Consider the following 24824-nt stretch of genomic DNA (forward strand, 5'->3'; position numbering starts at 1 on the left):
CGCTAGGCGCGGCCGTCACGATGCGACAAGCGAGTGTCTAGCATGCCTGGCATGCCGAATCAGCATCGCGCGACTTCGCGGAAGGCCCCGACCGCACCGGACGTCTCGACGGTCTGGCTGCGCGTCTTCCTGGAAGTCGCCCGGCACGGTTCGTTCACGGTGGCCGCGCGGGCGCTCGGCTGGACCCAGTCGGCCGTGTCCCGCCAAATCTCCGCGCTGGAAGGGGCGTTGGGCGGCGCACCGCTCTTCGACCGGCTGCCGCGCGGGGTGCGGCTCACGGAGGCCGGCCGGGTCCTCGTGCCGCACGCGGAGTCCGTCGCGGAGATCCTGTACGGCGTGGCCCGCGAGTTGACCGACCTGCGCGAAGTGGCGGGCGGGCGGCTGCGGTTCGGGGCGTTCCCGACGGCGGACGCGGAGCTGGTGCCGCACGCCCTGGCCGCGTTCCGCGCCCGGCACCCCGGCGTGCACGTCTCCCGCGAGGAGGGCCTCACCCCCAGGCTCCTGGACCGCCTGACCACCGGCCACCTCGACCTGGCGGTCGTCTCGACGACGGCCGGCGCCCCGCTGGACCCGTACGAACTGCACCACCTCCTCGACGAGTCCCTGTACGTAGCCGTCCCCGCCGACCACCCCCTGTCGAACTCCACCTCCCCGATCCCCCTCGGCCGCTTCGCCGACGCCGACTGGATCTCCGGCAGCCCCCGCCCCGAGGGCACCCTCCTGGACGCGGCCCTGCGCCAGGACTTCCGCCCCCGCGTGGCGCACGTCGTAGCCGAGTGGACCGCCAAACAGGGCTACGTCGCCGCCGGCCTCGGCGTCGCCCTGGTCCCGGCCCTCGCCGCCGGGTCCGTACGCCCGGACATCACGCTGCTACGGGTGCTCGACGAGGGCGCCCCGGCGCGGGCGGTCTACGCGGCGACGGCACGGGGACGGACACCGGCGGCGGCGGTGGAGGCGTTCGTGGGGGTGCTGCGGGAGGGGGCGGGGCGGGTGCCGGGGTGGGTGTCGTAGCGTGAACGCGCAGATCGCACCGAGGAGTCGACTTGTTACGTTGCGAATCCGTCAGCAAGCGCTACGGCAGAGGGAGTTGGATCCTCCAGGACGTGGACATGGAGGTCTCGGGCGGTGACGTCCTCGCAATCGTGGGCGGCAACGGCTCAGGAAAGTCGACCCTGTTGAGAATCCTCGTGGGACTGTCCCGGCCCACGTCCGGACAGGTGACGGGCCGGCCTCGGCACATCGGCTACGTACCGGACCGCTTCACCGCCCACGAGCGGGTCTCCGCGCTCTCCTACCTCACGCACATGGGACGCATCCGGGGCCTGTCCGGCGCGGCGGCCCGGAGCCGGGCGGACCGGCTGCTCGACCGACTGGCCCTGGTGGGCGGCCGGGACGCGTCGCTGCGCACCCTGTCCAAGGGCAACGCCCAGAAAGTTGCGCTCGCCCAGGCACTGCTCGTCGAGCCCGATCTGCTGGTCCTCGACGAGCCGTGGTCGGGCCTGGACGCGTCGGCACACGGGGTGTTGGCGGAGTTCATCGAGGAAGTCGCCGCCGGCGGCGGGGCGGTGGTCTTCACGGACCACCGCGAGGCGATCACCGAGACACATGCGACCGGCGTCCACGCCCTCACCGGCGGGCGCGTGAGTGCGCGCGGCGCAGAGCACTCGGCCAAGCGGAGCACGAAGGTCGAACTGACGTTGACCGCGCCGCTCACCGGCGCCCCGCCCCGCGAGGTGAACTGGTCCACCCTGCCCGGCGTGACGGAGGTCGCGCGCCGGGACGGCGTGATCGTCCTGCGCGTCGGGCGGGAGCACTCGGACGCCGTGCTCCTGACGGTGCTGCGACATCGCTGGTCGGTGGAGAGTCTCACCGAGCCTGCGCCTGGGGTCGACCATGCCTCCCGCGCGGGCGCGAGGAGGTCTGCCCGGTGATCGCCCTCGTGCGCTACATGTTCACGATGATGCTGCTCTCGCAGCGCTATCTCGCGCCGCTCCTGCTGTTCGTCGGCTTGCTCGCGGTGCTGACCAGCAGTGACTCGGGTCCGCTCGCCGCGACCTACGGCTCGGCGGCCGGCGCCATGCTGGTCTGCTCCGTCTGGCTCACCATGGCGCTGATCGGGCTGGAGGACCGGACGCACCGCTCGGTCGTCGTGGTCACGGCGGGCAGCCACCTGCGGGTGCTGCTCGCTTCGGTCGGCACGGCCGTCCTGTGGTGCCTGCCCCTGACGGCGGCCGGCCTCGTCCTGCCGCTGGCGTTCGGCTCGCACACCTTCACCTTCGCCGACGCGGTCCTGGGCACCGAGGCCCAACTCACCTGCGCCGTCACGGGGATAGCGATCGGCGTGGTCTGCTCCCGACTGATCTTCCGCCGCCAGGGCTACGCGCTCCTGCTGGCCCTGATCCTGCTGCTGGCCGCGCTGCTGGCCAAGGGAGTCTCCCCGGTCAACGCCCTGCTCGCCGACCTCCAGAACGCCTCCGCCGCCACGCATCTCCTCGGCTCCACCGCCGTCCTGCTCACGATCTCCACGGGAGTCCTGACGGTCGCGGTGGCGACCACGCAGGCGATCAGCGTCAGAAGAAGCTGAGCCGCCGCGAGTCGGTGAGAGCGGGACAGTCTTTAGGTACGGCTACTCAGGCGCTGCCCCTCCCCCGTCGCGACGATGGTCCCCATGCGGAACTTCGTGGCGGCGCTCGCGCTTCTGCCTCTCAATGCCCTTCTCGTGGGATACGGGTGGCTGGCGGCCGGGATGACCGGGTGGGCGGCGAGTTGGGACGAGGAGGCGTACGAGCCGCCGTTGGCCGAACTGGGCGTGGCCTGCGGGGTGGTGGTGGCCGTCGGGGTGGCGCTGTGGGTGGGGCGGCTGCGCGGGGCGGCGGTGTTCCAGACGGTGCCGTTGCTCGTCCTCGTGCTGCTGATGATGCCCACGTGATCCGTCCGACCGCCTGACCTGCCCGATCCGGCTGTCTCACCTGCCCCATGGCGTGGACCACTTCCCTCGGGCGATACTGCGGCCGTCCGGTACCACGCACCCCACGGCGACGGAAGGACCCGACTCCCTTGAGTTCTCTACGTGTTCGGATCGGCGTACTCGGCCTGGCCCTGATGGCCGGCCTGGCCACCCCCACTGCGGCGACCGCCGCCGAGACGGTTCCCTCGCCCACCGTCGAGGAACAGCGGCTCGACAGGGCCGTACCGCAGGAGATCCTTCAGCGGTCCGGATTCGACGACGTGGCACCGGGGTTCGCGCGGGCGCTGGAGCGGGCCCGTTCCTATGCGGAGGCGCGGCGGATCGTCGTACGCGAGGGGTCGGCGTTGTGGCGGCGGGCCGTGGACCGGGCGCAGGGGCGCGGGCCGGCGGGCGGGGATCTGAGCCGGGACGACGACCGGCCGCTGTACTGGGCGCGGCTCGGGTTGACGAAGGAAGTACGCACCTGGGAGCCGGGGTTCGGGCTGAGTGACACTCGACGCGCGGCGCTGATCGGCGCGTTGGAGCGGACGTCCAGGGGGCAGGAGGACATCCGCTACCCGCGCAAGCCGTCGTCGGGCAAGGGCGTCAACTCATCGCACGGGAAAGGCGTCAAGCGGATCCTCGTGACTGGCTTCGACCCGTTCACGCTGGACCGGGACATCCGGATCTCCAATCCCTCCGGGGCGACCGCGCTCGCGCTCGACGGCACGGTGATCAGGACGGCGGAGGGGCCGGCGCGGATCGAGACGGTCGTCTTCCCGGTGCGGTGGCAGGACTTCGCGGACGGGACGGTGGAGCGGACGTTGCGGCCGTATCTGAAGCAGGTGGACCTGTTCACGACCGTGAGTCAGGGGCGGGTCGGCCGGATCGACGTGGAGCGGACCAACGGGGCCTGGCGGGGCGGGTTCCCGGACAACGACAACGTCAGCAGGACGGAGACCGTGCCGGTCACGGACCCGGCCTCGCAGCCGCAGTGGACGACCACGACCTTGCCGTATGCCGCGATCGTGGCCGCTCAGACGGGGCGGTTCCCGGTGTACGACCACACGGCGGTCACCGAGATACCGGCGGGCGGCACGGTTCCGGTCGTGCGGGAGGACGGGCCGACGGCGGGGTCGACCGCGCGGGCCGGGGGCGGTGGGGACTATCTCTCCAACGAGATCGCGTACCGCGCGACGCTGCTGCGCGACCGGCTCGGTCTGCACGACACGCTGCCGGGTGGGCATGTGCACACGCCGGTACTGCAGTTCGGGGCGGGGAACACGGATCCGGCGACGGGGGCGGTGACGGATCCGCAGTTCGTACAGAACCGGTTGGACATCATCGATCAGGTGCGGGCGATCGTGACGGTGGCGGCGGACGTGACGTTCGGGAAGTGACGTTCAGAAGGTGAGTCGCTTGTTGTCGGGCTCGGGCTCGGGATCAGGTTCCGCCGTTCCCTCGTCCAACAGGTCGCGGGCCATCATGGTGGCGCCCGCGACCGCGCCCGGCATCAGGAAGACGGCCACGAACGGGACCAGGAAGGCCACGGCCAGCGGGGTGCCGAAGCCCCAGACCAGGGTCTTGCGGGAGCGCAGGAGGGTGAGGCGGGCGCGCAGGTCGACGCCTCGGCGCTGAAGCGCGACAGCGGTGAGTTCCTCGGTGAGGAAGAACCCGGTGACGAAGAACCCGATCACCGGGATCGCCGTCTGCCCGACGAAGGGCAGGAAGCCGAGGCCGAAGAGCAGGATGCCCCAGACGGCAGCACGGACGAGGATCCGCAGACTGTCACGGGCCGAGATCCACAACTCCCGCCACAGCGGCAGCCCGGACTCGGGCGCGGTGCCGTCCGGGGACAGATCCCGGTCGACCTTCTCGGAGAGGTTCTCGTAGAAGGGCTGCCCTATCAGGAGAGTCATCGCGGTGAAGGTCAGCACGGAGAGGAGCAGGGCGAGCGCGAACAGCACGGCGGTCAGGAACCCCCGAAACAGACCGAGCCACGGACTCGACCAGTCGTCGGCGAACGGCGTGGCCCAGGTGACGAAGTCCTCACCCCAGAGGGCCAGCGCGATCAGCGCCGCGAGGTAGAGCACCAGCGTGATAAGCCCCGGCAACAGCCCGAACCCATACTGCCTGCCGTGCCGGGCCGCCCACTGATGGCCCTTCAGAAGGTACGTGAAGCCGGCCCCTAGATCTCGCATACGGGAAGCCTATCGGCGGGCGGGTTCGGGGTGGGGGCCGGTGTCTGTGAGGGGCCTTTGGGGGGGCCGCGGTCCGAAGACGGCTGTGTGCGTACGAGGATGCCGCCATGCGTCAAACCGCTGAAGAAGCTGAGCTGTTCAGATTGATCCGCCGCTATGTCACTCCCGGACGCCGGTACCTCAAACTGGGCGGCGCTCTTCTCTATCTGAGCAGGCGCGACCGAGCCAAGTTCACGCGGAAGCTGGGCAAGGACGCCGGGAAGATCACCCCTCGAGAACTGAGGCTGTTGCTCGACGGGGGATGGCGTGAGAGCGGGACGGCGGCCTGGCTGATCGCTGTCGCCGGCAGAACCGAGTTCCGGGAACGTCTCGGCGAAGTCCTGCTCGCCAGCAAGGGTCCTTATGCGGGCCAGGCGTACTGTGTCGCGCTGGCCACCTTCGGTACCGCCGCCGACGCCGACCTCTTGGTGGCCTACCTCGACCACTACCTGCGTCGCCCCGACCTCGACTACGACCAGACCGGCGCCCTAGGCTCGCTCCTCCTTCTCGACGCCAAACTCGGCACCGACCACGCGGCCCGGTTCCTCGCCCCGGACGGCCTCTGGCAGCGGTGGATCGCCGGGCCGCCCGCGAGGGATCTCGATTACCCCGCCGAGTACCGGGAGTTCATCGGTAAGCTCTGCGTTTTCGCTGACGAGAGTGCCAAGCACTGTCCGACGCGCAGGCACGACGTGATGTGACCCCTCGCCGACGGTAGGCATCCTTCCGAGGACCCTCAGTCGATGCAGAACTCGTTGCCCTCGATGTCCTGCATCGGGATGCAGGCGTCGGTGCCGTCGTACAGCGTTTGTACGTGGACCGCGCCCAGTGGGAGCAGGCGGGCGCACTCGGCCTCCAGTGCGGCGAGGCGTTCCGGGCCCACCAGGCCGGTGCCGACCCGTACGTCGAGGTGTACGCGGTTCTTGACGGCCTTTCCTTCGGGGACGCGTTGGAAGTACAGGCGCGGGCCCACGCCCGAGGGGTCGACGCACGCGAACCACGCGTCCCGCTCCTCAGGGGGCTGCGCGTTCTTGTAGTCGTCCCAGGTGGCGAAAGCCTCCGGGGGCGGCGGTACGACGTATCCCAGCACCTCGCACCAGAAGCGAGCCAGACGCTCGGGTTCCGCGCAGTCGAAGGTGACCTGGAACTGCTTGATCGATGACATCGGCGCACCCTAGCAAGGGGCTCAGCACCCTCACGATCGGCGTTCGATCACCTTCGCGTGCAGGAGCCTTCCGGTGAGTTCGACGCGGAGGCGGGGGGCCTCGGTGGAGATCTTGCGGCGGAGCTTCAGCTTGGAGTACGTGAGGTTGAGTTCGTCCGTGTCGATCGTGATGTCCCGCGCGCCGACGAAGAACAGCTTGCCGTGCACCATGTCCGTCTCGATGCGCAGGACGTCCGAGGTGATCTCCGCGTGGGTGAAGTCGAAGGTGACTCGGCAGAGTTGGGTGCGGAGTTCGATGCGGGCGGGTACCGTCCAGCGGCCCTCACGGATGTACTTGCCGCCGTGTTGCTCCACCACCAGGACGTCTTTGGCTTTGGTTGCCGGCGCGCTCGGCAGGTCCGCGGTCAGCTCCGCCAGCTCGCCCAACGTCCGGGCCGTCAGCGCGCTTTCCAGCCTGATGTCGAGTTCCTCGGCGTCGAGTCGGCCGTCGCCCGCGGCGATCCGCAGGACGTCCACGACCCGGTCGCGGTCCTCGTGCGATGCCCGGAGGTCGGGGAGGTCATTCGGCATGGCAGTCACGTTAGCGGGGCCGTGCCGTGGCCACCAGGCGATGCGTCTCCCGCGCCGCGCCTCAAGCCGGCACCGCCACCACAACCCCCCGCTCCCCCGCCGGCGCCACCGCCGCACTCACCCGTACCGCCGCCGAACGCGCCAATCGTCCCGTCCTCGATGCCACCGTCATGAGGAGCGGCTGGAGTTGTTCGAGGGTCGACACCAACAGCTCCTCTCCCGCGACCAGTACCGGCCGGACCGTCTGGGTCGTCGCCGCTGCCGCCTCCGTGAGGTCCGCCAGGGGGGACAGGGTCGCTCGGGCCACGCCCGCTCCGGCCGTGGCCGCTCGTTCCGCCAACGCCACCTGGAGGGGCAGCAGGGGCGCCAGCGCCGACGTCAACGCGTCGGCCATACGGCGGAGTTCGGGGGACGCGTCACGCAGCACCTCCGCCGTCGAGCGGATCACCGGGGTCGCCGCGAGGAGTACGCCCGCTATCACCCCGGCCACGGCCGGCAGCAGCGGAGAGCTCGCCTCCAGCAGGTCTCCGAGCCCCGTCGCGAACTCCTCCACCGCCGGCTCCACCGCGTCCAGCACCGGCAACAGGCTGTCGCCGAGCGCCGCGAGGAGGACCTGGGCGGGCTCGCTGACCGGGTGCACGGCCAGCGGTGCGCCGGTGGTACCGAGGCGGGTCAGGGTGTCGACGATCCGGTAGAAGGCCTCCTGGGCCTGCGGGGACGCGCTCGCCTCGGCCAGCTCCGCCGTCGTCTCGCGCAGTACGCGCAGTGCCTCCGCGCCCGAACCGTCCCTCGGATCGAAGGTGTTGATCGCGATCCTGGTGATGTTGCCGGCCGTGTCCAGGAGCTGGCCGGTGATGTCGGTCGTGCTGCGTGCCATGCGCAGTACGTCGTCCCTGCTGGGGAGCGAAGGGATCGTTGCCAAGGGGTCTCTCCTCGCCTCGCGCACCGCCGCCGGTGGTCGCCGCCGCTCTCAGCATGCCCCGATCGCACCCATCGGGATGCGCCATCCGGGGCATCGGTGCCGGGAACTCCCTCTTGTTGCGGTTGAGTCGAACAGGTACATCTCGCCGTACCGATCTCAGGAAGCCCCGGAGGAGGTACACGTGCGCATCACGCGAACCGTCCCTGCGAGACCCCTGCTCACCGCCCTCGCGCTCACCACGGCAGGCTCACTCCTGCTCACCCCCCACACCGCCGGCGCCGACCCGAAGCCACCCGTCCGGGAGGGCGCGGCCCTCGACAGCGGTACGGCGGCCCGGACTCCGGCAAGCGCCGCCCTGCGCGCCCTCGCCGATCCGGCGGCCAGCGGTGCCGATACCAGCACCGGCACCAGTACTCCCCTCGGCTATCCCCGACGCCAAGTCCTCTCCTCCGACCCCGAGAACCCCGCCGACAAGTCCCTCAAGCTCGGCCTCACCCCGTACCACGCCATCGCCCCGAAGCTGAACTCCCTGCAGCGGCTCGGTGATCGGGTGAGTGTCGAGGTGACCGGGCGGTCGGCCGGTGGGCATCGGCTGTTTCTGGTCACCGTCACCGCCCCGGAGACCGCCCGCGAGGCCTCGGCCCAGGAGCGGATGCGCGAGCTGATCGAGAACGCGCCCGCCACGGCCGCCAAGTCCCCGGAGATCAAGGCGCGTTACAAGGCGCCCGTGTTCTTCAACAACAACATCCACGGCAACGAGTGGGAGGGCACCGACGCCTCGCTCGCGCTCATCGAGCGACTCGCCACCGCCAAGGACACGAGGACGAAGGACCTGCTCGCGCACACCCGCCTCTACTTCAACGTCACCGCGAACCCGGACGGCCGTATCGCCGGCACCCGCACGAACGCCAACGGCTTCGATCTGAACCGGGACTTCGTGACCGCCTCGCAGCCCGAGGTGCGGGCCATGCGGCAGACCGAGATCGACAAGCAGCCGGCCGTGATGCTGGATCTGCACGGGTACGTCAACGGCACCCTGATCGAGCCGACCACTCCCCCGCACGGCGAGAACTACGAGTACGACCTCTTCCTGAAGAACACCTACGCCAACGCCCTCGGCATGGAGGCCGCCGTCAACGGCCTCGGCTACACCCCGGCGGCGGACGGCGTCGAGCCGGCCCAGATCCCCTTCCGCGACCAGGAGGAGGGCTGGGACGACTGGCCGCCGATCTTCACCCCGCAGTACGCGGCCTTCCACGGCACGGTCGCCGCGCACACGGTGGAGATCCCGCTCCAGGTCAACAACGCGGCCTACGACAACCTGCCGGTCACCGAACTCCGCCGCCGGGCCGCGATCAACGTGGACGTGGCGGGCGCCGCCCTGCGTGCCACCCTCGACTTCGTCGGCGCCCGCCGCACCCCCCTGATCGCCGACCAGATCGAGGTCTTCCGCCGCGGAGCCACCGGCGCCGCCCAGGTGCCGGTGTCGGAGCGGACCGTCCCGGGCGTGCCGGGCATCGGCCCGGAGGACGTCTACACGACCGACTTCCCGCGCGCCTACGTCATCCCCAGCCCCGCCACCACGGCCGCCGCCCGGCTCGTCGACCACCTCCTCGCCAACGACGTCCGCGTCACCCGCGCGAGCAGGGCGATCCGGCTCGGCGGACGGACGTACGCCAAGGGCTCGTACGTCGTCGACATGCGCCAGCCCAAGCGGGGGCTCGCGAACGTGCTCCTCGCGGACGGGCGGGACATCAGCGACAAGGTGTCGGTGATGTACGACATCTCCGGCTGGAGTCTGGGGCGGCTGTGGGGTGCGACCGTGCGGCCCGTGCCGGACGGACGCCTCGCCGGTCTGCCGCTGCGCCCCGTCTCGGCCGCGGCGCGCGTCGGGTACGTCGCCCCGCGCGGCGCCCTCCGCCTGAAGCTCACCGATCCGGCCGAACTCGCGGCGCTCAACTCCCTGCTCCGGCACGGCGTTCCGGTACGGCGGGCCGCCGACGGCAGCGCGCTCGTCCCGGAGCCGGTGTCCGCCTCGGTGCGCGCGAAGGTGGAGGCCGCGGCCCGTGCGTACGACGTCGCCTTCGACGCGACGAGGCAGGCCGGTCCGACCACTCCCCTCCACCGCGTCCGGGTCGCCGCCGCCGTCACCGCGGGCGAGCTGTTCGCGCTGCGCGAGATGGACTTCGACGTCACCCCGGTCTCGACCGGTGTCCTCAACGCCGGCTTCGACTGGTCGGCTACGGACGTGCTGTTCGTCTCCGCCGGGCTGGACCGGGACGGTCTCACGGACACCGCACGGGCCGCCCTGGACGCCTTCCTCGCCGGTCACGGACTGGTGGGGCGGGGGGCGACCGGCGCGGAGCTGAGTTCGGCGGCGGGGCTGCTGAAGGCGCGGGCCGTGGAGGGCAACGGGGACGCCAACGGCGTGGTGCGCGTGGTGAATTCGGGCCCGGTCACCGCCGGCGCCCCCGACCACGGCTTCGTCTACGCGCCGGTGTGGTTCACGGAGCTCGGCCCGGACGTGCGGGTGGAGCAGTCGTACGCGACCGGCGATCCTCTTCTCTCCGGGCACTGGCGGCCGCTCGCCGACGGCTCGGGGGGTCCCGCCGCGGCGGGCGGACAGGCGTCCGTCGTCAGCGGCCCACAGGTCGTCCTGTTCGGCACGGAGCCTCTCTTCCGGGATCACCCGAAGGGGGAACTCCCGCAGGTCGGACGGGCGTTGTTCAGCATGGCGCACGCGAGCAGCGGCTGAGATCGAGGAGAGCGGATGACTCAGGAGATCCACGGCACCGTCGCGGACGGGTACGAGGCGGTACGCGAGGAGTTCACCGCGTTCGTGGCCACGGAACGGGCGGACTACGAGGGCCAGTTGTGCGCGTACGTGCACGGCCGGCGGGTTGTCGACCTGTGGGCGGGCGACGGCGGTCCCGACGCGCTGTTCGGGGTGTTCTCGTCCACGAAGGGCGCCGCGCATCTGGTGGTGGCGCTCCTCGTCCAGGAGGGCACGCTGGAGCTGGACCGCAAGGTGACCTACTACTGGCCGGAGTTCGCGGCCGAGGGCAAGGGCGCCCTCACGCTGCGCGAGCTGATGTCTCACCAGGCGGGTGTCGTCGGCACGGACACCGGCTTCACCCCCGCCGAGCTCGCCGACGACCGGCAGATCGCCGAACGCCTCGCCGACCAGCGCCCGTTCTGGCGCCCGGGGACGGCCTTCGGCTACCACGCGCTGGTCATCGGCGCCCTCACCGGCGAGGTCGTCCGCCGCGCCACCGGCCGTACCCTCCAGGACGTCTTCGAGGAACGCGTGCGCGTCCCGTACGAGTTGGCCCTCCACCTGGGTCTGCCCGCGGCCCTCGAACCCCGCTTCCGTCCCGCGCAGCCGATGATCCCCACCGCGCCGGAGCAGGCGGTGCTGGACTCGGTGCCGACCGGGCCGCATACCCTGGCCTCGATCGCGTTCAACGAGCACGCGCCGGACGCCGTGGGTCTCGTGGACTACATCAACTCCCGTGCCGTACGCGCCAAGGGACCGGCGTCCGCGGGCGGTGTCGCCGCCGCGCGCGGGCTCGCCGGGATGTACGCGGCGACGGTCAGCGAGGTGGACGGGCGGCCGCCGCTGCTCAAGCCGGACACCATCGCCGAGGTCGGCCAGATCCACTCGGCCGGCTACGACCTGGTCACCCGCACCCACCGCTCGTACGGCCTGGGCTTCCAGGCCACGGCGGACACCTGGCACGCGTTCCTGGGCGCGGGCGCCTTCGGGCACAGCGGAGCGGCGGGCTCCCAGGCCTTCGCCGATCCCCGCTCGGGCCTGGCCTACGGCTACACCCGCCGCCGCTTCGCCTTCCCCGGCGGGGCGGCACCGGAGAACAACCGGCTGGTCATGGCCGTACACGCGGCCGCTCTCGCGGGTCGGGCGGCGGGGTGAGCAGCGGCGGCTTATCCAGCGGGCGGAGGCCGCACCCCACGTCCAGGGGTGCGGCCTCCAGTAGTCCGACGGCCGAGAGGGCCGTACGTCCTACAGCTTGACGATCATCTTCCCGGTGTTGTCCCCGCGGAGCTGGCCGAGGAACGCCTCCAGGTTGTTCTCGATGCCCTCGACCACGGTCTCGCGGTACTTCAGGGCGCCCGAGGCGACCCAGGGTCCGACCTCGGCCACGAACTCCGGCTGGAGGTCGTAGTGGTCGCCGACCAGGAAGCCCTCGATGCGGCCGCGGGTCTGGATCAGGCGGCCGAGGTTCTTCGGGCCGGGGACCGGCTCGGTGCTGTTGTAGACGGAGATCATGCCGCAGATCGCGATCCGGCCGCCCTGGTTCAGCGAGCCGATGGCCGCCTCCAGGTGGTCGCCGCCGACGTTGTCGAAGTAGACGTCGACGCCGTCGGGTGCGGCGGCGCGCAGCTGCTCGCTCACCGGCCCGTTCTTGTAGTTGAACGCGGCGTCGAAGCCGTACTCCTCGACCAGCAGCTTGACCTTCTCGTCGGAGCCGGCCGAGCCGATGACCCGCGAGGCGCCCTTGAGCTTGGCGATCTGGCCGACCTGGCTGCCGACGGCACCGGCGGCGCCGGAGACGAAGACGGAGTCGCCCTCCTTGAAGGAGGCGGTGCGCAGCAGGCCGGCGTAGGCGGTGAGGCCGGTCATGCCGAGGACGCCGAGGTAGGTGGACAGGGGCGCGGTGTCGGGGTCGACCTTGACGACGTTCTTCGCGTCGGTGGCCGCGTACTCGCGCCAGCCGAGGAAGTGCAGGACGTGGTCGCCGACGGCGATGCCCTCGGCCTTGGACTCGACGACCTCGCCGACCGCGCCGCCCTGCATGACCTTGCCCAGCTCGAAGGGGGCGACGTACGACTTGGCGGCGCTCATGCGGCCGCGCATGTAGGGGTCGACGGAGAGGTACTTGTTCCGCACCAGCACCTGACCCTCGCGGGGCGTCGGGATCTCCGCCTCGACCAGGGCGAAGTCCTCGGACTTCGGCCAGCCGACGGGACGGCTGAGGAGGTGCCATTCGCGGTTGATCATGACGGAACCTTTCACGCTTGCCACTGCAGAAATGCTTCAGTACCTGAAATAACCATGCAGCTAACATTTCATGATGTCAAGTAACGGGGTATCCTGAAGGCATGGCCACACCGCAGAGGACCCGCCGCCCCGACCCGCTGACCATGGAGGTCGTCGAGCTGATCGGCGATGTCGTGGCCCGGTTCTACGAGGACTACGAGGACGCGGCCGGCGAGCACGCCCTGACCGGGGCGCAGGCCCGGCTGCTGAGCCTGCTGTCGCTGGAGCCGCTGCCGATGCGCAAGCTGGCGCGGAAGCTGAAGTGCGAGCCGTCGAACGTGACGGGGATAGTGGACCGGCTGGAGTCACGCGGCCTGGTGGAGCGGCGGACCGATCCGGCGGACCGCAGGGTGAAGCTGGCGGCGGCGACGGACGAGGGACTCCGGGTCGCCCGGGAACTGCGCGAGGACCTGCGCTTCGCCCGCGCACCGCTGGCCGGCCTGTCGGACGAAGAGCGGCTGTCTTTGCGGGATTTGCTGCAGAGGATGCTCAACGCCTAGGCGGGTACGCCCGCTTGGCGGACTACGCGCACCACCACAGGAACCGGTCGCACGTCTCCGACGGCGAGGGGTCCGGGCTGGGGTCGGACGTCGTGGGGTCCGAGGTGGGTGTGGGCGTCGAGGCCGGCGCGCTCTCGGCCGGCGCCGACGAGGTGACGCCCGGTTGTGAAGTCCGCGTGGGCGACGGTGAGTTGGTGTCGTCCTCGCCCTTCTTGTCCTTGTCCTTCTCGGACTCGGAGGCCGAGGGCGAGGCGGAGTCGTCCGGTGACGGGGAGTCCGACCCGCTCCCCTTGTCCGACCTGTCGTCCAGCGGCTTGGCCGTCCCGCCGGCCTCCTCGCCGGAACCGCCCTCCGCCGAGGCGTCGCCCGCCGCGGCCGGCTTGGGGGTGGAGAAGGGGGCGTCCACGCCGAGTTCCGCGAGGCTCAGACCCGCGGCGGCCAGGACGAAGCCGGCGGTTATCAGCAGGGTTCTGCGTCTGCGACGTCGGTGTGCCGCGGCTTTGCGATCGCGGCGACTGGCGCCACCGCCGGGCCCTTCGGCGTCCGCGCCACGGCCTCGGCCGCGCCCGCGTCCCCGGTCCTGCGCACGCCGTGCGGCCCGCCCGGCCGGCGCGTCCTCGTCGTCGTGGTTCTCCCCGGTCTCCCCGGTCTCCTCGGCCTCGTCCGCGCCGGCGTCGACCCGTGCGGTGCCCTCACCGTCGTACGAACTCGCCTGCGGGCGCTCCTCGTTGGGCTGCTGCCCCGCTTGCGCGCGGAGTTCTTCTACGGGTGCACCGCACCCCGGGCAGGCGAGGGCGCCGTTGAGGTGCCGGCGGCAGGGGAGGCAGTAGTCCATGACGCGGGAAGACTAAGTTCCCGGACGGTCAGGTTCCTAGGCGCGTCTGTGAAGGTTCTGTGGGAGACGGCACTGGTGACCGAAAGGTCCCCCGAATGCTTGTCGAAACCGTTACCCGTTCGACCCATTGACACTTCTCATGCCCCGTCCTTACTGTCACGCCAGCATTTCGAACGTGTGACGAAATCTCGAACAGCGAATCTCGAACAGCTGAGGGGCAACTGCCGTGCGCATCACCGGAATCAGCACACACGTGGTCGGGACGCCCTGGCGCAACCTGACCTACGTCCAGGTGCACACCGACGAAGGGGTCACCGGAGTCGGCGAGACCCGGATGCTGGGGCACACCGACGCGCTGATCGGCTATCTGCGGGAGGCGGAGGCCAATCACATTCTGGGTTCCGACCCGTTCGCGGTGGAAGACCTCGTACGACGCATGAAGTACGGCGACTACGGCCGGGCCGGCGAGATCGTCATGTCCGGCATCGCCGTCATCGAGATGGCCTGCTGGGACATCAAGGGCAAGGCCCTCGGGGTGCCCGTCTGGCAGCTGCTCGGCGGCAAGGTGACCGACAGGGTCAAGGCGTACGCCAACGGCTGGTACACCACCGAGCGCACGCCCGAGGCGTACCACAAGGCCGCGCAGGGCGTGATCGAGCGCGGGTACAGGGCGCTGAAGATCGACCCCTTCGGCACCGGGCACTTCGAGCTGGACCACGAGCAGACCCTGTACGCCGTCTCGCTGATCGAGGCCGTGCGGGACGCGATCGGCCCGGACGCCGAGCTGATGCTGGAGATGCACGGCCGCTTCTCCCCCGCCACCGCCGTCCGCCTCGCCCACGAGCTGGCGCCCTTCAAGCCGGCCTGGCTGGAGGAGCCGTGCCCGCCGGAGAACCTGAAGGCGCTGGAGAAGGTCGCGGCCAAGGTCGACATCCCGGTCGCCACCGGTGAACGCATCCACGACCGGATCGAGTTCCGCGAGCTGTTCGAGAGCCAGGCCGTCGACATCATCCAGCCGGACGTCGGCCATATCGGTGGCATCTGGGAGACCCGCAAGCTCGCCGCGACGGCCGAGACGCACTACGTGCTCGTCGCGCCGCACAACGTCGGCGGTTCCGTACTGACCGCCGCCTCGCTCCAGGTCGGCTTCAGCACCCCCAACTTCAAGATCCTGGAGCACTTCAACGACTTCGCGGACGCGGAGATCAAGAAGATCGTCAAGGGCGCGCCGGAGGTCGTGGACGGCTACTTCCACCTCTCCGACAAGCCCGGCCTCGGCGTCGAGTTCGATGCCGACGCGGCGGCCGAATTCCCGCAGCAGCAGGCCCGGTTCGACCTGTGGGCCGAGGGCTGGGAGCAGCGCAGGCCGAAGGGCACCGAGCAGTGAGTGGCGCCGTCGTCATCGACGCGCCGGGCGAGCACCGGCTGGCCGCGCACGAGCCCCGGCGTCCGGAGGCCGGCGAGGCGCTGGTGAGCGTCCACGCGGTCGGCATCTGCGGCAGCGACCGCGAGGTGTACCAGGGCAACCGGCCCGAGGGGTACGTCCGTTACCCGCTGACGCCCGGGCACGAGTGGTCCGGGACGGTGACGGCGGTCGGCGCCGGGGTGCCGTCAGGTCTCGTGGGGCGCAAGGTCGTCGGCGAGGGGTTCCGCAACTGCCAGGTGTGCGACCGCTGTCACGCGGGCGAGACCACGCTGTGCACGGCCGGGTACGAGGAGACCGGGTTCACCCAGCCGGGTGCGATGGCCCCGACGCTGACCCTGCCCGCCCGGCTGCTCCATGTCCTGCCGGACGAGGCCGACTTGACGGCCGCGGCGCTGCTCGAGCCCGCGGCCTGCATCGCGGCGGCGGCGCTCAAGGCGAACGCCCGGCCCGGTGAGCGGGTCGCCGTCGTCGGCACGGGAACGCTCGGCATGTTCGCGATCCAGTTCCTCAAGGCGGGTTCGCCCGCGGAGCTGCTCGTGGTGGGCACGCGCGCCGACCGCGCGGAGCTTTCGCGGACGTTCGGCGCCACCGACTTCCGTACCAAGGACGAGGAGCTGCCCGACGACTTCGACGTGGTGATCGAGACCGCGGGCTCCGCGGACGCGGCCCGTACCGCCGCCGGTCTGCTCCGGCGGGGCGGCCGGCTGGTGCTCACGGGGATCCCGGCGCCGGGCGCCGAGGGACTCGACCCGACCGACCTGGTCGTGCGGCAGCTGGAGGTGCACACCGTCTTCGGGGCTCCGCCGGACGCCTGGGCGCACACGGTACGGGTCTTCGGCGCGGGGCTGCTCGACCCGCTGCCGCTGGTCACCCACGAGCTGCCGCTGGACGAGTTCCCGCACGCCATCGAGCTGGTCGGGTCCGGCGATCCGAAGGTCGGCAAGGTGCTCCTTCGCCCTTAGACGTACGCCGGTACGGGGGCGACCTGACGGTCCCCGTACCGGCGTACCACCCAGCCTTTCCGTACCCAGAGCCGCGAACCTCGTCCGAAATACCGAACGCGAAGGACAGCTTGTGAACGACGTCTCCGCTCCGGCGGCCCGCCGCCCCGGTGAGCAGGTGCTCACCGCGCTCGGCCTGGGTGCGCCCGCCCTCGACCCCGCCGACGCCTCGCCGCACACCTTCCCCGGCGGTGGCCGCTGGCGCACCGAGATCCCCTCGTGCGAGGGTCCCGAGGCGCTGGCCGTCGTCCTCAAGGAGTCCTCCCGCCTCGACGTGCCGATCCACCGGATCAGCCAGGGCAGCGGGGTGTGGATGCTGACCGACTCCGAGATCACCGAGATGGTCGAGGCGACCGCCGCGCGCGACATCGAGCTGTGTCTGTTCACGGGCCCGCGCGGCACCTGGGACATCGGCGGCTCGGTGCGGTCCGACTCGCGCGGCGGCGGCCTGCGGGCCCGGGGTCACGACGCGGTCGCCGGCTGTGTCGAAGACGCCGTGCGGGCGACGGAGTTGGGCGTCAAGTGCCTGCTCGTCGCCGACGAGGGCGTGCTGTGGACGCTGCACCGGGCGCGGGTCGCCGGGATCATCCCGGCCGACACCACGCTGAAGGTGTCGGCGCTGATCGGCCCGGTCAACCCGGCGTCGTACGCCGTCTTCGAGCACCTGGGCGCCGACTCGCTGAACGTGCCCAGCGATCTGACGCTCGCTCATCTCACCGAGATCCGGCGGGTGTCCGCCGCGCCGATGGACATGTACATCGAGGCTCCGGACGACCTCGGCGGCTACATCCGGATGTACGAGGTCGCCGAGCTGATCCGGCGCGGCGCGCCGCTGTACCTGAAGTTCGGTCTGTCCAGGGCTCCCGGGATCTACCCGTGGGGCACGCACCTGCGGGACGTGACGCTGGACACCGCGCGGGAGCGGGTACGGCGCGGCCGGCTCGCCCTCGACCTGCTCGAACGGCACGGCGCGGGTGGGGACATGGCTCCGCTCGGCTCCCGACTGCCCGGAACGCTCAACCGCTTCCCGGCCAACTGACATCCCCCACACCCCTGCCAGGGCCCAGCACATCTCAACGACGAGAAAGAACAGGGACGATCACCATGCGCACTCGTAGAAGCGCCCTCACCCTCATAGCCGGCGCCGCCTCGCTCGCTCTCACCCTGTCCGCCTGCGGGCAGGACAGCGAAGGGGGCAGCAAGGCGAGTTCGAGCGATGCCAAGGGCGGCACCATCGGCATCGCGATGCCGACCAAGTCCTCGGAGCGCTGGATCGCCGACGGCAAGAACGTCGTCACCAACCTGGAGTCCAAGGGCTACAAGACCAAGCTGGTCTACGGCGAGGACGACCCCGACCAGCAGGTCTCGCAGATCGAGAACCTGATCACGCAGGGCGTCAAGGGCCTGATCATCGCGGCGATCGACAACAAGTCGCTCAACAACGTGCTCCAGCAGGCCGCGGACGCCAAGATCCCGGTGATCTCCTACGACCGCCTGATCCTGGGCACGAAGAACGTCGACTACTACGCGTCCTTCGACAACACCAAGGTCGGTGAGCTCCAGGCCAACTACATCGTCGAGAAGCTGGGCCTGGCGAGCGGCAAGGGCCCGTTCAACATCGAGCTGTTCGCCGGTTCCAACGACGACAACAACACCAAGTACTTCTTCAACGGCGCGATGAGCGTGCTCCAGCCGTACATCGACAGCAAGAAGCTCGTCGTCAAGTCCAAGCAGACCGGGCTCACCCAGGTCACCACCCTGCGCTGGGACGGCACCACCGCGCAGAAGCGCATGGAGGACGTCCTGACCTCCTCCTACAAGACCGGCCGCGTCGACGCGGTGCTCTCGCCCTACGACGGCATCTCCATCGGCATCCTCTCCGCGCTGAAGTCCGACGGCTACGGCTCCGCCAGCAAGCCGCTGCCGGTCATCACCGGCCAGGACGCCGAGCTGGCCTCGGTGAAGTCGATCATCGCCGGTGAGCAGACGCAGACCGTCTACAAGGACACCCGGCAGCTCGCCAAGGTCGCCGCGACCATGGTCGACGACGTCCTCAACGGCAAGAAGCCCGAGGTCAACGACACCAAGACGTACGACAACGGCACCAAGGTCGTGCCCGCGTACCTGCTCCAGCCGGTGAGCGTCGACAAGACCAACTACAGCAAGGAACTGGTCGACACCGGCTACTACAAGGCGAGCGAACTCCAGTAGCCGGCCCGTAGCAGCCATTCGGTCATTCGGTCATTCGCACGGATCGATCAATTCCCACGGATTGGAAGGGCACGACCATGGCGGGACCCGTCCTGGAAATGCGCTCGATCGTCAAGACCTTTCCCGGCGTAAAGGCGCTGTCGGACGTCACGTTGACGGTCCGTCAGGGCGAGGTCCATGCCATCTGCGGTGAGAACGGCGCCGGGAAGTCCACCTTGATGAAGGTGCTCTCCGGCGTCCATCCGCACGGCACGTACGAGGGCGAGATCCTCTTCGAGGGAGAGGAGTGCTCGTTCAAGGACATCCGGGCCAGCGAGCACCACGGCATCGTGATCATCCATCAGGAGCTGGCCCTGGTGCCGTTCCTGTCGATCGCGGAGAACATCTTCCTCGGCAACGAACACGCCTCGGGCGGGTTCATCAACTGGAACGAGACGCTCAAGCACGCCACCGAGCTGCTGCGCCGGGTCGGTCTGACCGACCACCCGGAGACCCGGATCGCCGACATCGGCGTGGGCAAGCAGCAGTTGGTGGAGATCGCCAAGGCGCTGTCGAAGAAGGTGAAGCTGCTCATCCTGGACGAGCCGACGGCGGCTCTGAACGACGAGGACAGCGGCAAACTCCTGGATCTCATCCTGGAGTTGAAGAAGCAGGGCATCACCGCGATCATCATCTCGCACAAGCTGAACGAGATCCGGCGGGTCGCCGACTCAGTGACGATCCTGCGCGACGGGCGGTCCATCGAGACCCTCGACGTGAAGGCGGCGGAGACCACCGAGGACCGGATCATCTCCGGCATGGTCGGCCGCGACCTCGACCACCGCTTCCCCGAACGCACGCCGTACGAGGGCGAGGTGGACGCGGCGCCGGCCCTGGAGATCCGCGGCTGGACCGTGCACCACCCGATCGACCAGCAGCGCAAGGTGGTCGACGACGTGTCGATCACCGTACGGCGCGGGGAGATCGTCGGCATCGCGGGCCTGATGGGCGCGGGCCGCACCGAGCTGGCGATGAGCGTGTTCGGGCGCGCCTACGGCCGGTACGCGGGCGGCACGGTCCTCAAGGACGGCACGGAGATCCGTACGAAGACCGTCGCGGAGGCGGTCGGGCACGGCATCGCGTACGTCACCGAGGACCGTAAGCACTACGGGCTCAACCTCATCGACAACATCAACCGGAACATCTCGCTGACCGCCCTGGACAAGGTCGCCAGGCGCGGTGTGGTCGACGAGCACGAGGAGCGGCAGGTCTCCGAGGGCTTCCGGAAGTCGATGAACATCAAGGCGCCGACCGTGTTCGAGACGGTCGGCCGGCTGTCCGGCGGCAACCAGCAGAAGGTCGTCCTCAGCAAGTGGATCTTCGCGGGTCCCGAGGTGCTGATCCTGGACGAGCCGACCCGCGGGATCGACGTGGGCGCCAAGTACGAGATCTACACGGTCATCGACCAACTCGCCGCCGAGGGCAAGGCGGTCGTCTTCATCTCCTCCGAGCTGCCCGAGCTGCTCGGCATGTGCGACCGCATCTACACCATGGCCGCCGGGCGGCTGACCGGCGAGGTCCCGCGGGCCGAGGCCACGCAGGAAGTGCTGATGCGCCAGATGACGAAGGACAAAGAGGTATCCCGATGAGCACCGATGTGACGGACAAGGTCCCGGCCGCCGCGCCGCCCGGCAAGGGCGGCGGGTCCGCCTCCGGCGGCGGCCTGTTGCAGCTGATGCTGGGCGGCCTGCGCCGCAACATGCGCCAGTACGGCATGCTGATCGCGCTCGGCCTGATCGTGGTGCTGTTCCAGGTGTGGACCGGCGGCGACCTGCTGCTGCCGCGCAACGTCTCCAACCTGGTGCTGCAGAACAGCTACATCCTGATCCTCGCGATCGGCATGATGCTGGTGATCATCGCGGGCCATATCGACCTGTCGGTCGGCTCGTTGACCGCGTTCGTGGGCGCGTTCGCGGCCGTGCTCACGGTGCAGCACGGGGTGGCCTGGCCGGTCGCGCTGGTGCTGTGCCTGGTGGTGGGCGCGCTGGCCGGCTCGGTACAGGGCTTCCTGATCGCGTATCTCGGCATACCGTCGTTCATCGTCACCCTCGCCGGCATGCTGCTCTTCCGCGGTCTGACGGAGATCTTCCTGGAGGGCCAGACCCTCGGCCCGTTCCCGGACGGTCTGCAGAAGCTCGGCAACGGCTTCCTGCCGGAGGTCGGCCCGGACACCAACTACCACAACCTCACGCTGCTGTTGGGCTTCGCGCTGCTGGCCTTCGTGATCTTCCAGGAGGTCCGCGACCGGGGCCGCCAGCAGGAGTTCTCGCTCGAGGTGCTGCCGCGCAACGCCTTCCTGCTGAAGCTCGTCGCCATCGCCGCCGCGATCCTCGCGGTCACCATGCTGCTGGCCAGCTATCAGGGTGCGCCGATCATCCTGATCGTGCTCGGTGTGCTGGTGGTCGGCTACGGCTACGTCATGCGCAACGCGGTCTTCGGGCGGCACATCTACGCCATCGGCGGCAACCTGCCGGCGGCGAAGCTGTCCGGGGTGAAGGACAAGAAGGTCACCTTCCTGGTCTTCCTGAACATGGGCGTGCTCGCGGCCCTGGCGGGACTGGTGGTCGCCGCCCGTCTGAACGCGGCCTCGCCGAAGGCGGGCCTGAACTTCGAACTCGAGGCCATCGCCTCGGCGTTCATCGGTGGCGCGTCCATGAGCGGCGGTGTGGGTACCGTCCTCGGCGCGATCATCGGTGGTCTCGTCCTCGGTGTGCTGAACAACGGCATGAACCTCCTCAGTGTCGGCACCGACTGGCAACAGGTCATCAAGGGGCTCGCCCTGCTGGCCGCGGTCGGCTTCGATGTGTGGAACAAGCGCAAGTCCGGTTCGTAAATCAGCTAAGGGCCCCGCCGGAGAGATCCACGGGGCCCAATTCCTTTACAGGAGCCGCTAGATGGAACTGAACAGACGCACGGTCATCGCGGGTGCGGCGGCGGCGGGACTCGCCGCGACCACCCTCGGTACGGGTACCGCCGAGGCCTCCGGCGGCAAGGCACCCTCGAAGAAACTCTTCGGCAAGCTCGCGGACGGCACGAAGGTCTGGATCTGGTCGCTGGCCAACGGCGGCACGAAACTGAAGGTCCTGTCCTGGGGCGGCGTGGTGCAGTCGCTGGAGATCCCCGACCGGCACGGCCACTTGGCGAACGTCTCCCTCGGCTTCGACAACATCGAGGACTACGTCGCCAAGACCCCGTACTTCGGCGCGCTGATCGGCCGCTACGGAAACCGCATAGGCAAGGGGCAGTTCACGCTGGACGGCAAGAGCTACCAGCTCTCCGTCAACGACGGCGTGAACAGCCTGCACGGCGGCACCCAGGGCTTCGACAAGCACGTGTGGGACGTCGAGCCGTTCACCAAGGGCTCCGACGTCGGCCTGCATCTCCACTACACCAGCATCGACGGGGAGATGGGCTACCCCGGCACGCTGAAGGTGAAGGTCACGTACACGCTGAACAAGCACGGCGACTGGACCATCGACTACGAGGCCACCACCGACAAGGCCACCGTCGTCAACCTCACCAGTCACGTCTACTGGAACCTGGCCGGCGAGGGCAGCGGCACGATCGAGGACCACGAGCTCCAGATCGCCGCCGACCGCTACACGCCCACCGACACGGGGCTGATCCCGACCGGCGAACTGGCGAAGGTCTCCGGCACCCCCTTCGACTTCCGTAAGACGAAGACGATCGGCCGCGACATCCGGGCCGGCCACGTCCAGCAGGTGCAGGCGAAGGGCTTCGACCACAACTGGGTTCTGGACAAGGGCATCACGGCCAAACCGGAGCATGTCGCCACCCTGCGCGAGCCGCGCTCGGGCCGCACCCTGAAGATCGCCACCGACCAGCCGGGGCTGCAGTTCTACTCGGGCAACTTCCTCGACGGAACCCTCACCGGCACCGGTGGCAGCGTCTACCGGCAGGGCGACGCGCTGTGCCTGGAGACGCAGCACTTCCCGGACTCGCCCAACCAGCCGTCGTTCCCGACGACGACGCTGCGACCTGGGCAGACGTACCGGACGAGGACGGTGCACACGTTCAGCGCGTGATCTGGTGAACCGTGTCACAGGCCGCCGGATGCGTCCGGCGGCCTGGTGGTTCCCACACTCACACCACTTTCACACGCGTTGAACAACGCCACCCCAGACTCCGTATGTAAGAGCGGCCCGTGCTCCCCCGCGCGGGCCACCCAAGACGACGGACCCGGCCGTCCCCGACGGGTCCGCCCCATACGGAGGTTCCATGGCCGACAACGTCACCTCGTTGTTCCGCAGCACGGCGGCGCACAGCCCGTCGATGGCGGCGCTGACGCGGGAGGGCGGCGAGGGAGCCGGCCCGGTGGACTTCTGCATTCCGTGCAACCCGTACTTCCCCACACCGGCCATGTTCGACACGATGTCGGCGAGACTGCGCGACATCATCACGTACTACCCGAGCAGCGCGGACACGATCACCGCCGAGCTGTGCAACCTGCTCCAACTCCCGCCGCAGGCGGTCGCGATGGGCAACGGTTCCACCGAACTCATCACCTGGATCGACCACTTGCTGGTCCGCGAGTCCCTCGCCATCCCCGTCCCCACCTTCGGCCGCTGGACCGACCAGCCGATGGAGACCGGCAAGCGGGTCGACATGTTCCCGCTCCAGGAGTCCAGCGGCTTCGCCCTGGACCTCGGCCAGTACGCCGAGTTCATCCGCGCCCGCGGGACCCGGGTCGCCGTCATCTGCAACCCCAACAACCCCGACGGCGGCTACCTCCACAAGCAGTCGCTGGTGCAGTTCATGGACGCGATGGCCGACCTCGATCTGATCGTCATCGACGAGTCGTTCCTGGAGTTCGCCGACGCCGAGGCCGAACCCAGCGTCGTCCAGGAGGCGATGCTGCGCCCGAACGTCGTCGTGCTGCGCAGCCTGGGCAAGAACTTCGGCCTGCACGGCATACGGTTCGGCTACATGGTCGCGAACCCCTCGCTGGCCGGCCGGGTCCGCTCGATGCTGCCGAAGTGGAACCTCAACGCCTTCGCCGAGTACGTGGTGTTCATGCTCAAGGAGCACGGCGCCGAGTACGCGCAGAGCCTGCACCAGGTGTATCGGGACCGTCTGGACATGTCGAGCCAGCTCTCGGCGCTCCCCGGTCTGACGGTCTACCCCTCGCAGGGCAACTTCCTCTTCGTACGCCTGCCCGTGGGCGCCGAAGGCACGGTGGTCCGCGACCGGATGCTCACCGAGCACCGGATCCTGGTCCGCGAATGCGGCAACAAGATCGGTTCGTCCAGCCGCTTCCTGAGGCTCGTGGTGCGCCCCCAGGTGGACGTGCGTCGCCTGGTGTCCGGCCTGGAACAGGTGCTCTACGGGACCAGGAGGGGAGCCGCCGTGCCCGAGCTGGGTACCGGGACCAACTACAGCTCGGGTACGGCGGCCGTGGACCGGCTGGTCAGCGAGACGAACGGGGCGGGTATTCCGCTGGTCGCGCAGGCCATCGGGGGCGGTATGCCCATGCAGATGCCGATGCCGGCCGCTGCGCAAACTGGCGGGGTGGGGATGCCGATGCCGGCGGTGGCGCAGATGCCGATGGCGGCGCCGCCTCAGCCGCAGATTCCGCAGCCGCAGGTTCTTCAGCCGCAGTTTCCCCAGCCGCAGATTCCTCAGCCTCAGCCGCAGTACGCGCCGGCGATGAGTGCGCCGTCGCAGCCGCAGATGCAGGCGCCCATGCCTGCGGCGGCCGCCACGCCGCCCGGGGTTCCTGCGCGGGGTGGGCTCACCGCCGCGCAGGTTCGGGGAACCACCGGTCCCGGGCTTGCGCCCGCACCCGCCACGGGGTGGCCCAATGCGCAGAGTTGGCCCAACGCGGCGGGGATGGGGCAGGCGGGTTAGGGCTCGTTGCCGGGTGCGGGTGCGCTGTGGCTGGTCGCGCC

23 protein-coding genes are annotated in these 24824 nt (G+C 69.9%); 17 read left to right on the forward strand and 6 right to left on the reverse strand.

Going from position 1 to position 24824, the window contains the following annotated elements; all coding sequences use genetic code 11:
* Window positions 1-42: 42 nt before the first annotated feature.
* From ACIP6U_RS40530 to ACIP6U_RS40550, 5 genes are all read left to right on the forward strand, one after another.
* Window positions 43-1011, forward strand: a complete 969-nt coding sequence (locus tag ACIP6U_RS40530) for a LysR family transcriptional regulator (RefSeq protein WP_401727762.1) — start codon at window positions 43-45, stop codon at window positions 1009-1011.
* Between the two features lie 32 nt (window positions 1012-1043).
* Complete coding sequence (locus ACIP6U_RS40535; RefSeq protein ID WP_401727763.1) at window positions 1044-1931, forward strand: ABC transporter ATP-binding protein; 888 nt, start codon at window positions 1044-1046, stop codon at window positions 1929-1931.
* Window positions 1928-2584: a hypothetical protein gene (locus ACIP6U_RS40540; protein WP_401727764.1), complete on the forward strand. Its 657-nt coding sequence runs from the start codon at window positions 1928-1930 to the stop codon at window positions 2582-2584. Before ACIP6U_RS40535 ends, ACIP6U_RS40540 begins: the two co-directional genes overlap by 4 nt.
* Before the next feature lie 84 nt (window positions 2585-2668).
* Complete coding sequence (locus ACIP6U_RS40545) at window positions 2669-2929, forward strand: hypothetical protein (protein WP_401727765.1); 261 nt, start codon at window positions 2669-2671, stop codon at window positions 2927-2929.
* 128 nt (window positions 2930-3057) lie between these two features.
* Window positions 3058-4347, forward strand: a complete 1290-nt coding sequence (locus ACIP6U_RS40550) for a pyroglutamyl peptidase (protein ID WP_401727766.1) — start codon at window positions 3058-3060, stop codon at window positions 4345-4347.
* 3 nt (window positions 4348-4350) lie between these two features.
* Here ACIP6U_RS40550 and ACIP6U_RS40555 read toward each other — a convergent pair whose 3' ends face one another.
* The gene (locus ACIP6U_RS40555; RefSeq protein WP_401727767.1) at window positions 4351-5148 is read right to left on the reverse strand and encodes an EI24 domain-containing protein; all 798 of its coding nucleotides are present in this window, start codon (window positions 5146-5148) and stop codon (window positions 4351-4353) included.
* A 107-nt stretch (window positions 5149-5255) separates the two neighbouring features.
* Between ACIP6U_RS40555 and ACIP6U_RS40560 the strand changes: the two genes are divergently transcribed.
* Window positions 5256-5888, forward strand: a complete 633-nt coding sequence (locus tag ACIP6U_RS40560) for a DUF6000 family protein (protein ID WP_401727768.1) — start codon at window positions 5256-5258, stop codon at window positions 5886-5888.
* A 35-nt stretch (window positions 5889-5923) separates the two neighbouring features.
* Here ACIP6U_RS40560 and ACIP6U_RS40565 read toward each other — a convergent pair whose 3' ends face one another.
* The 3 genes from ACIP6U_RS40565 to ACIP6U_RS40575 all read right to left on the reverse strand — a co-directional run bounded on the left by ACIP6U_RS40565 (window position 5924) and on the right by ACIP6U_RS40575 (window position 7844).
* Window positions 5924-6352, reverse strand: coding sequence for a VOC family protein (locus ACIP6U_RS40565; RefSeq protein ID WP_401727769.1), 429 nt, complete (start codon window positions 6350-6352; stop codon window positions 5924-5926).
* A gap of 30 nt (window positions 6353-6382) precedes the next feature.
* Window positions 6383-6922 carry a DUF1707 domain-containing protein gene (locus ACIP6U_RS40570; RefSeq protein ID WP_401727770.1) on the reverse strand — a complete coding sequence of 180 codons (540 nt, stop codon included), beginning with the start codon at window positions 6920-6922 and terminating at the stop codon, window positions 6383-6385.
* Between the two features lie 61 nt (window positions 6923-6983).
* Window positions 6984-7844: a hypothetical protein gene (locus ACIP6U_RS40575; RefSeq protein WP_401727771.1), complete on the reverse strand. Its 861-nt coding sequence runs from the start codon at window positions 7842-7844 to the stop codon at window positions 6984-6986.
* Window positions 7845-8025: 181 nt separating this feature from the next.
* Between ACIP6U_RS40575 and ACIP6U_RS40580 the strand changes: the two genes are divergently transcribed.
* Both ACIP6U_RS40580 and ACIP6U_RS40585 read left to right on the forward strand, forming a co-directional pair.
* Window positions 8026-10599: a M14 family zinc carboxypeptidase gene (locus ACIP6U_RS40580; RefSeq protein ID WP_401727772.1), complete on the forward strand. Its 2574-nt coding sequence runs from the start codon at window positions 8026-8028 to the stop codon at window positions 10597-10599.
* Window positions 10600-10614: 15 nt separating this feature from the next.
* Window positions 10615-11775 (forward strand): serine hydrolase domain-containing protein, encoded by a 1161-nt coding sequence (locus ACIP6U_RS40585; protein WP_401727773.1) that lies wholly within the window; start codon window positions 10615-10617, stop codon window positions 11773-11775.
* Window positions 11776-11865: 90 nt separating this feature from the next.
* On the opposite strand, the gene ACIP6U_RS40590 is transcribed toward ACIP6U_RS40585, so the two are convergent.
* The gene (locus ACIP6U_RS40590) at window positions 11866-12864 is read right to left on the reverse strand and encodes an NADP-dependent oxidoreductase (RefSeq protein WP_401727774.1); all 999 of its coding nucleotides are present in this window, start codon (window positions 12862-12864) and stop codon (window positions 11866-11868) included.
* Between the two features lie 101 nt (window positions 12865-12965).
* Here ACIP6U_RS40590 and ACIP6U_RS40595 point away from each other — a divergent pair, with 101 nt between their 5' ends.
* Window positions 12966-13403 carry a MarR family winged helix-turn-helix transcriptional regulator gene (locus tag ACIP6U_RS40595; RefSeq protein ID WP_401727775.1) on the forward strand — a complete coding sequence of 146 codons (438 nt, stop codon included), beginning with the start codon at window positions 12966-12968 and terminating at the stop codon, window positions 13401-13403.
* 22 nt (window positions 13404-13425) lie between these two features.
* On the opposite strand, the gene ACIP6U_RS40600 is transcribed toward ACIP6U_RS40595, so the two are convergent.
* On the reverse strand, window positions 13426-14238 hold the full coding sequence (locus ACIP6U_RS40600) for a hypothetical protein (RefSeq protein WP_401727776.1): 813 nt from the start codon (window positions 14236-14238) through the stop codon (window positions 13426-13428).
* 226 nt (window positions 14239-14464) lie between these two features.
* Here ACIP6U_RS40600 and ACIP6U_RS40605 point away from each other — a divergent pair, with 226 nt between their 5' ends.
* The 8 genes from ACIP6U_RS40605 to ACIP6U_RS40640 all read left to right on the forward strand — a co-directional run bounded on the left by ACIP6U_RS40605 (window position 14465) and on the right by ACIP6U_RS40640 (window position 24783).
* Entirely contained in the window at window positions 14465-15625 is a 1161-nt protein-coding gene (locus tag ACIP6U_RS40605) for a mandelate racemase/muconate lactonizing enzyme family protein (protein WP_401727777.1), read from the forward strand.
* A complete protein-coding gene (locus ACIP6U_RS40610) occupies window positions 15622-16626 on the forward strand; it encodes a zinc-binding dehydrogenase (RefSeq protein ID WP_401727778.1) in 1005 nt (334 codons plus the stop codon). Before ACIP6U_RS40605 ends, ACIP6U_RS40610 begins: the two co-directional genes overlap by 4 nt.
* 112 nt (window positions 16627-16738) lie before the next feature.
* Window positions 16739-17704, forward strand: a complete 966-nt coding sequence (locus ACIP6U_RS40615) for a hypothetical protein (RefSeq protein WP_401727779.1) — start codon at window positions 16739-16741, stop codon at window positions 17702-17704.
* 65 nt (window positions 17705-17769) lie between these two features.
* Complete coding sequence (gene chvE, locus ACIP6U_RS40620; RefSeq protein WP_401727780.1) at window positions 17770-18876, forward strand: multiple monosaccharide ABC transporter substrate-binding protein; 1107 nt, start codon at window positions 17770-17772, stop codon at window positions 18874-18876.
* 77 nt (window positions 18877-18953) lie between these two features.
* On the forward strand, window positions 18954-20504 hold the full coding sequence (gene mmsA, locus ACIP6U_RS40625) for a multiple monosaccharide ABC transporter ATP-binding protein (protein ID WP_401727781.1): 1551 nt from the start codon (window positions 18954-18956) through the stop codon (window positions 20502-20504).
* The gene (gene mmsB, locus ACIP6U_RS40630) at window positions 20501-21748 is read left to right on the forward strand and encodes a multiple monosaccharide ABC transporter permease (RefSeq protein ID WP_401727782.1); all 1248 of its coding nucleotides are present in this window, start codon (window positions 20501-20503) and stop codon (window positions 21746-21748) included. The genes mmsA and mmsB overlap by 4 nt, the downstream gene beginning before the upstream one ends.
* 61 nt (window positions 21749-21809) lie before the next feature.
* Complete coding sequence (locus ACIP6U_RS40635) at window positions 21810-22961, forward strand: aldose epimerase family protein (RefSeq protein ID WP_401727783.1); 1152 nt, start codon at window positions 21810-21812, stop codon at window positions 22959-22961.
* 193 nt (window positions 22962-23154) lie between these two features.
* Window positions 23155-24783: a pyridoxal phosphate-dependent aminotransferase gene (locus ACIP6U_RS40640; protein WP_401727784.1), complete on the forward strand. Its 1629-nt coding sequence runs from the start codon at window positions 23155-23157 to the stop codon at window positions 24781-24783.
* Window positions 24784-24824 lie beyond the last annotated feature (41 nt).

This window comes from Streptomyces sp. NPDC088794, from assembly GCF_044750545.1.
In the GTDB taxonomy this organism is placed as follows: Bacteria; Actinomycetota; Actinomycetes; order Streptomycetales; family Streptomycetaceae; genus Streptomyces.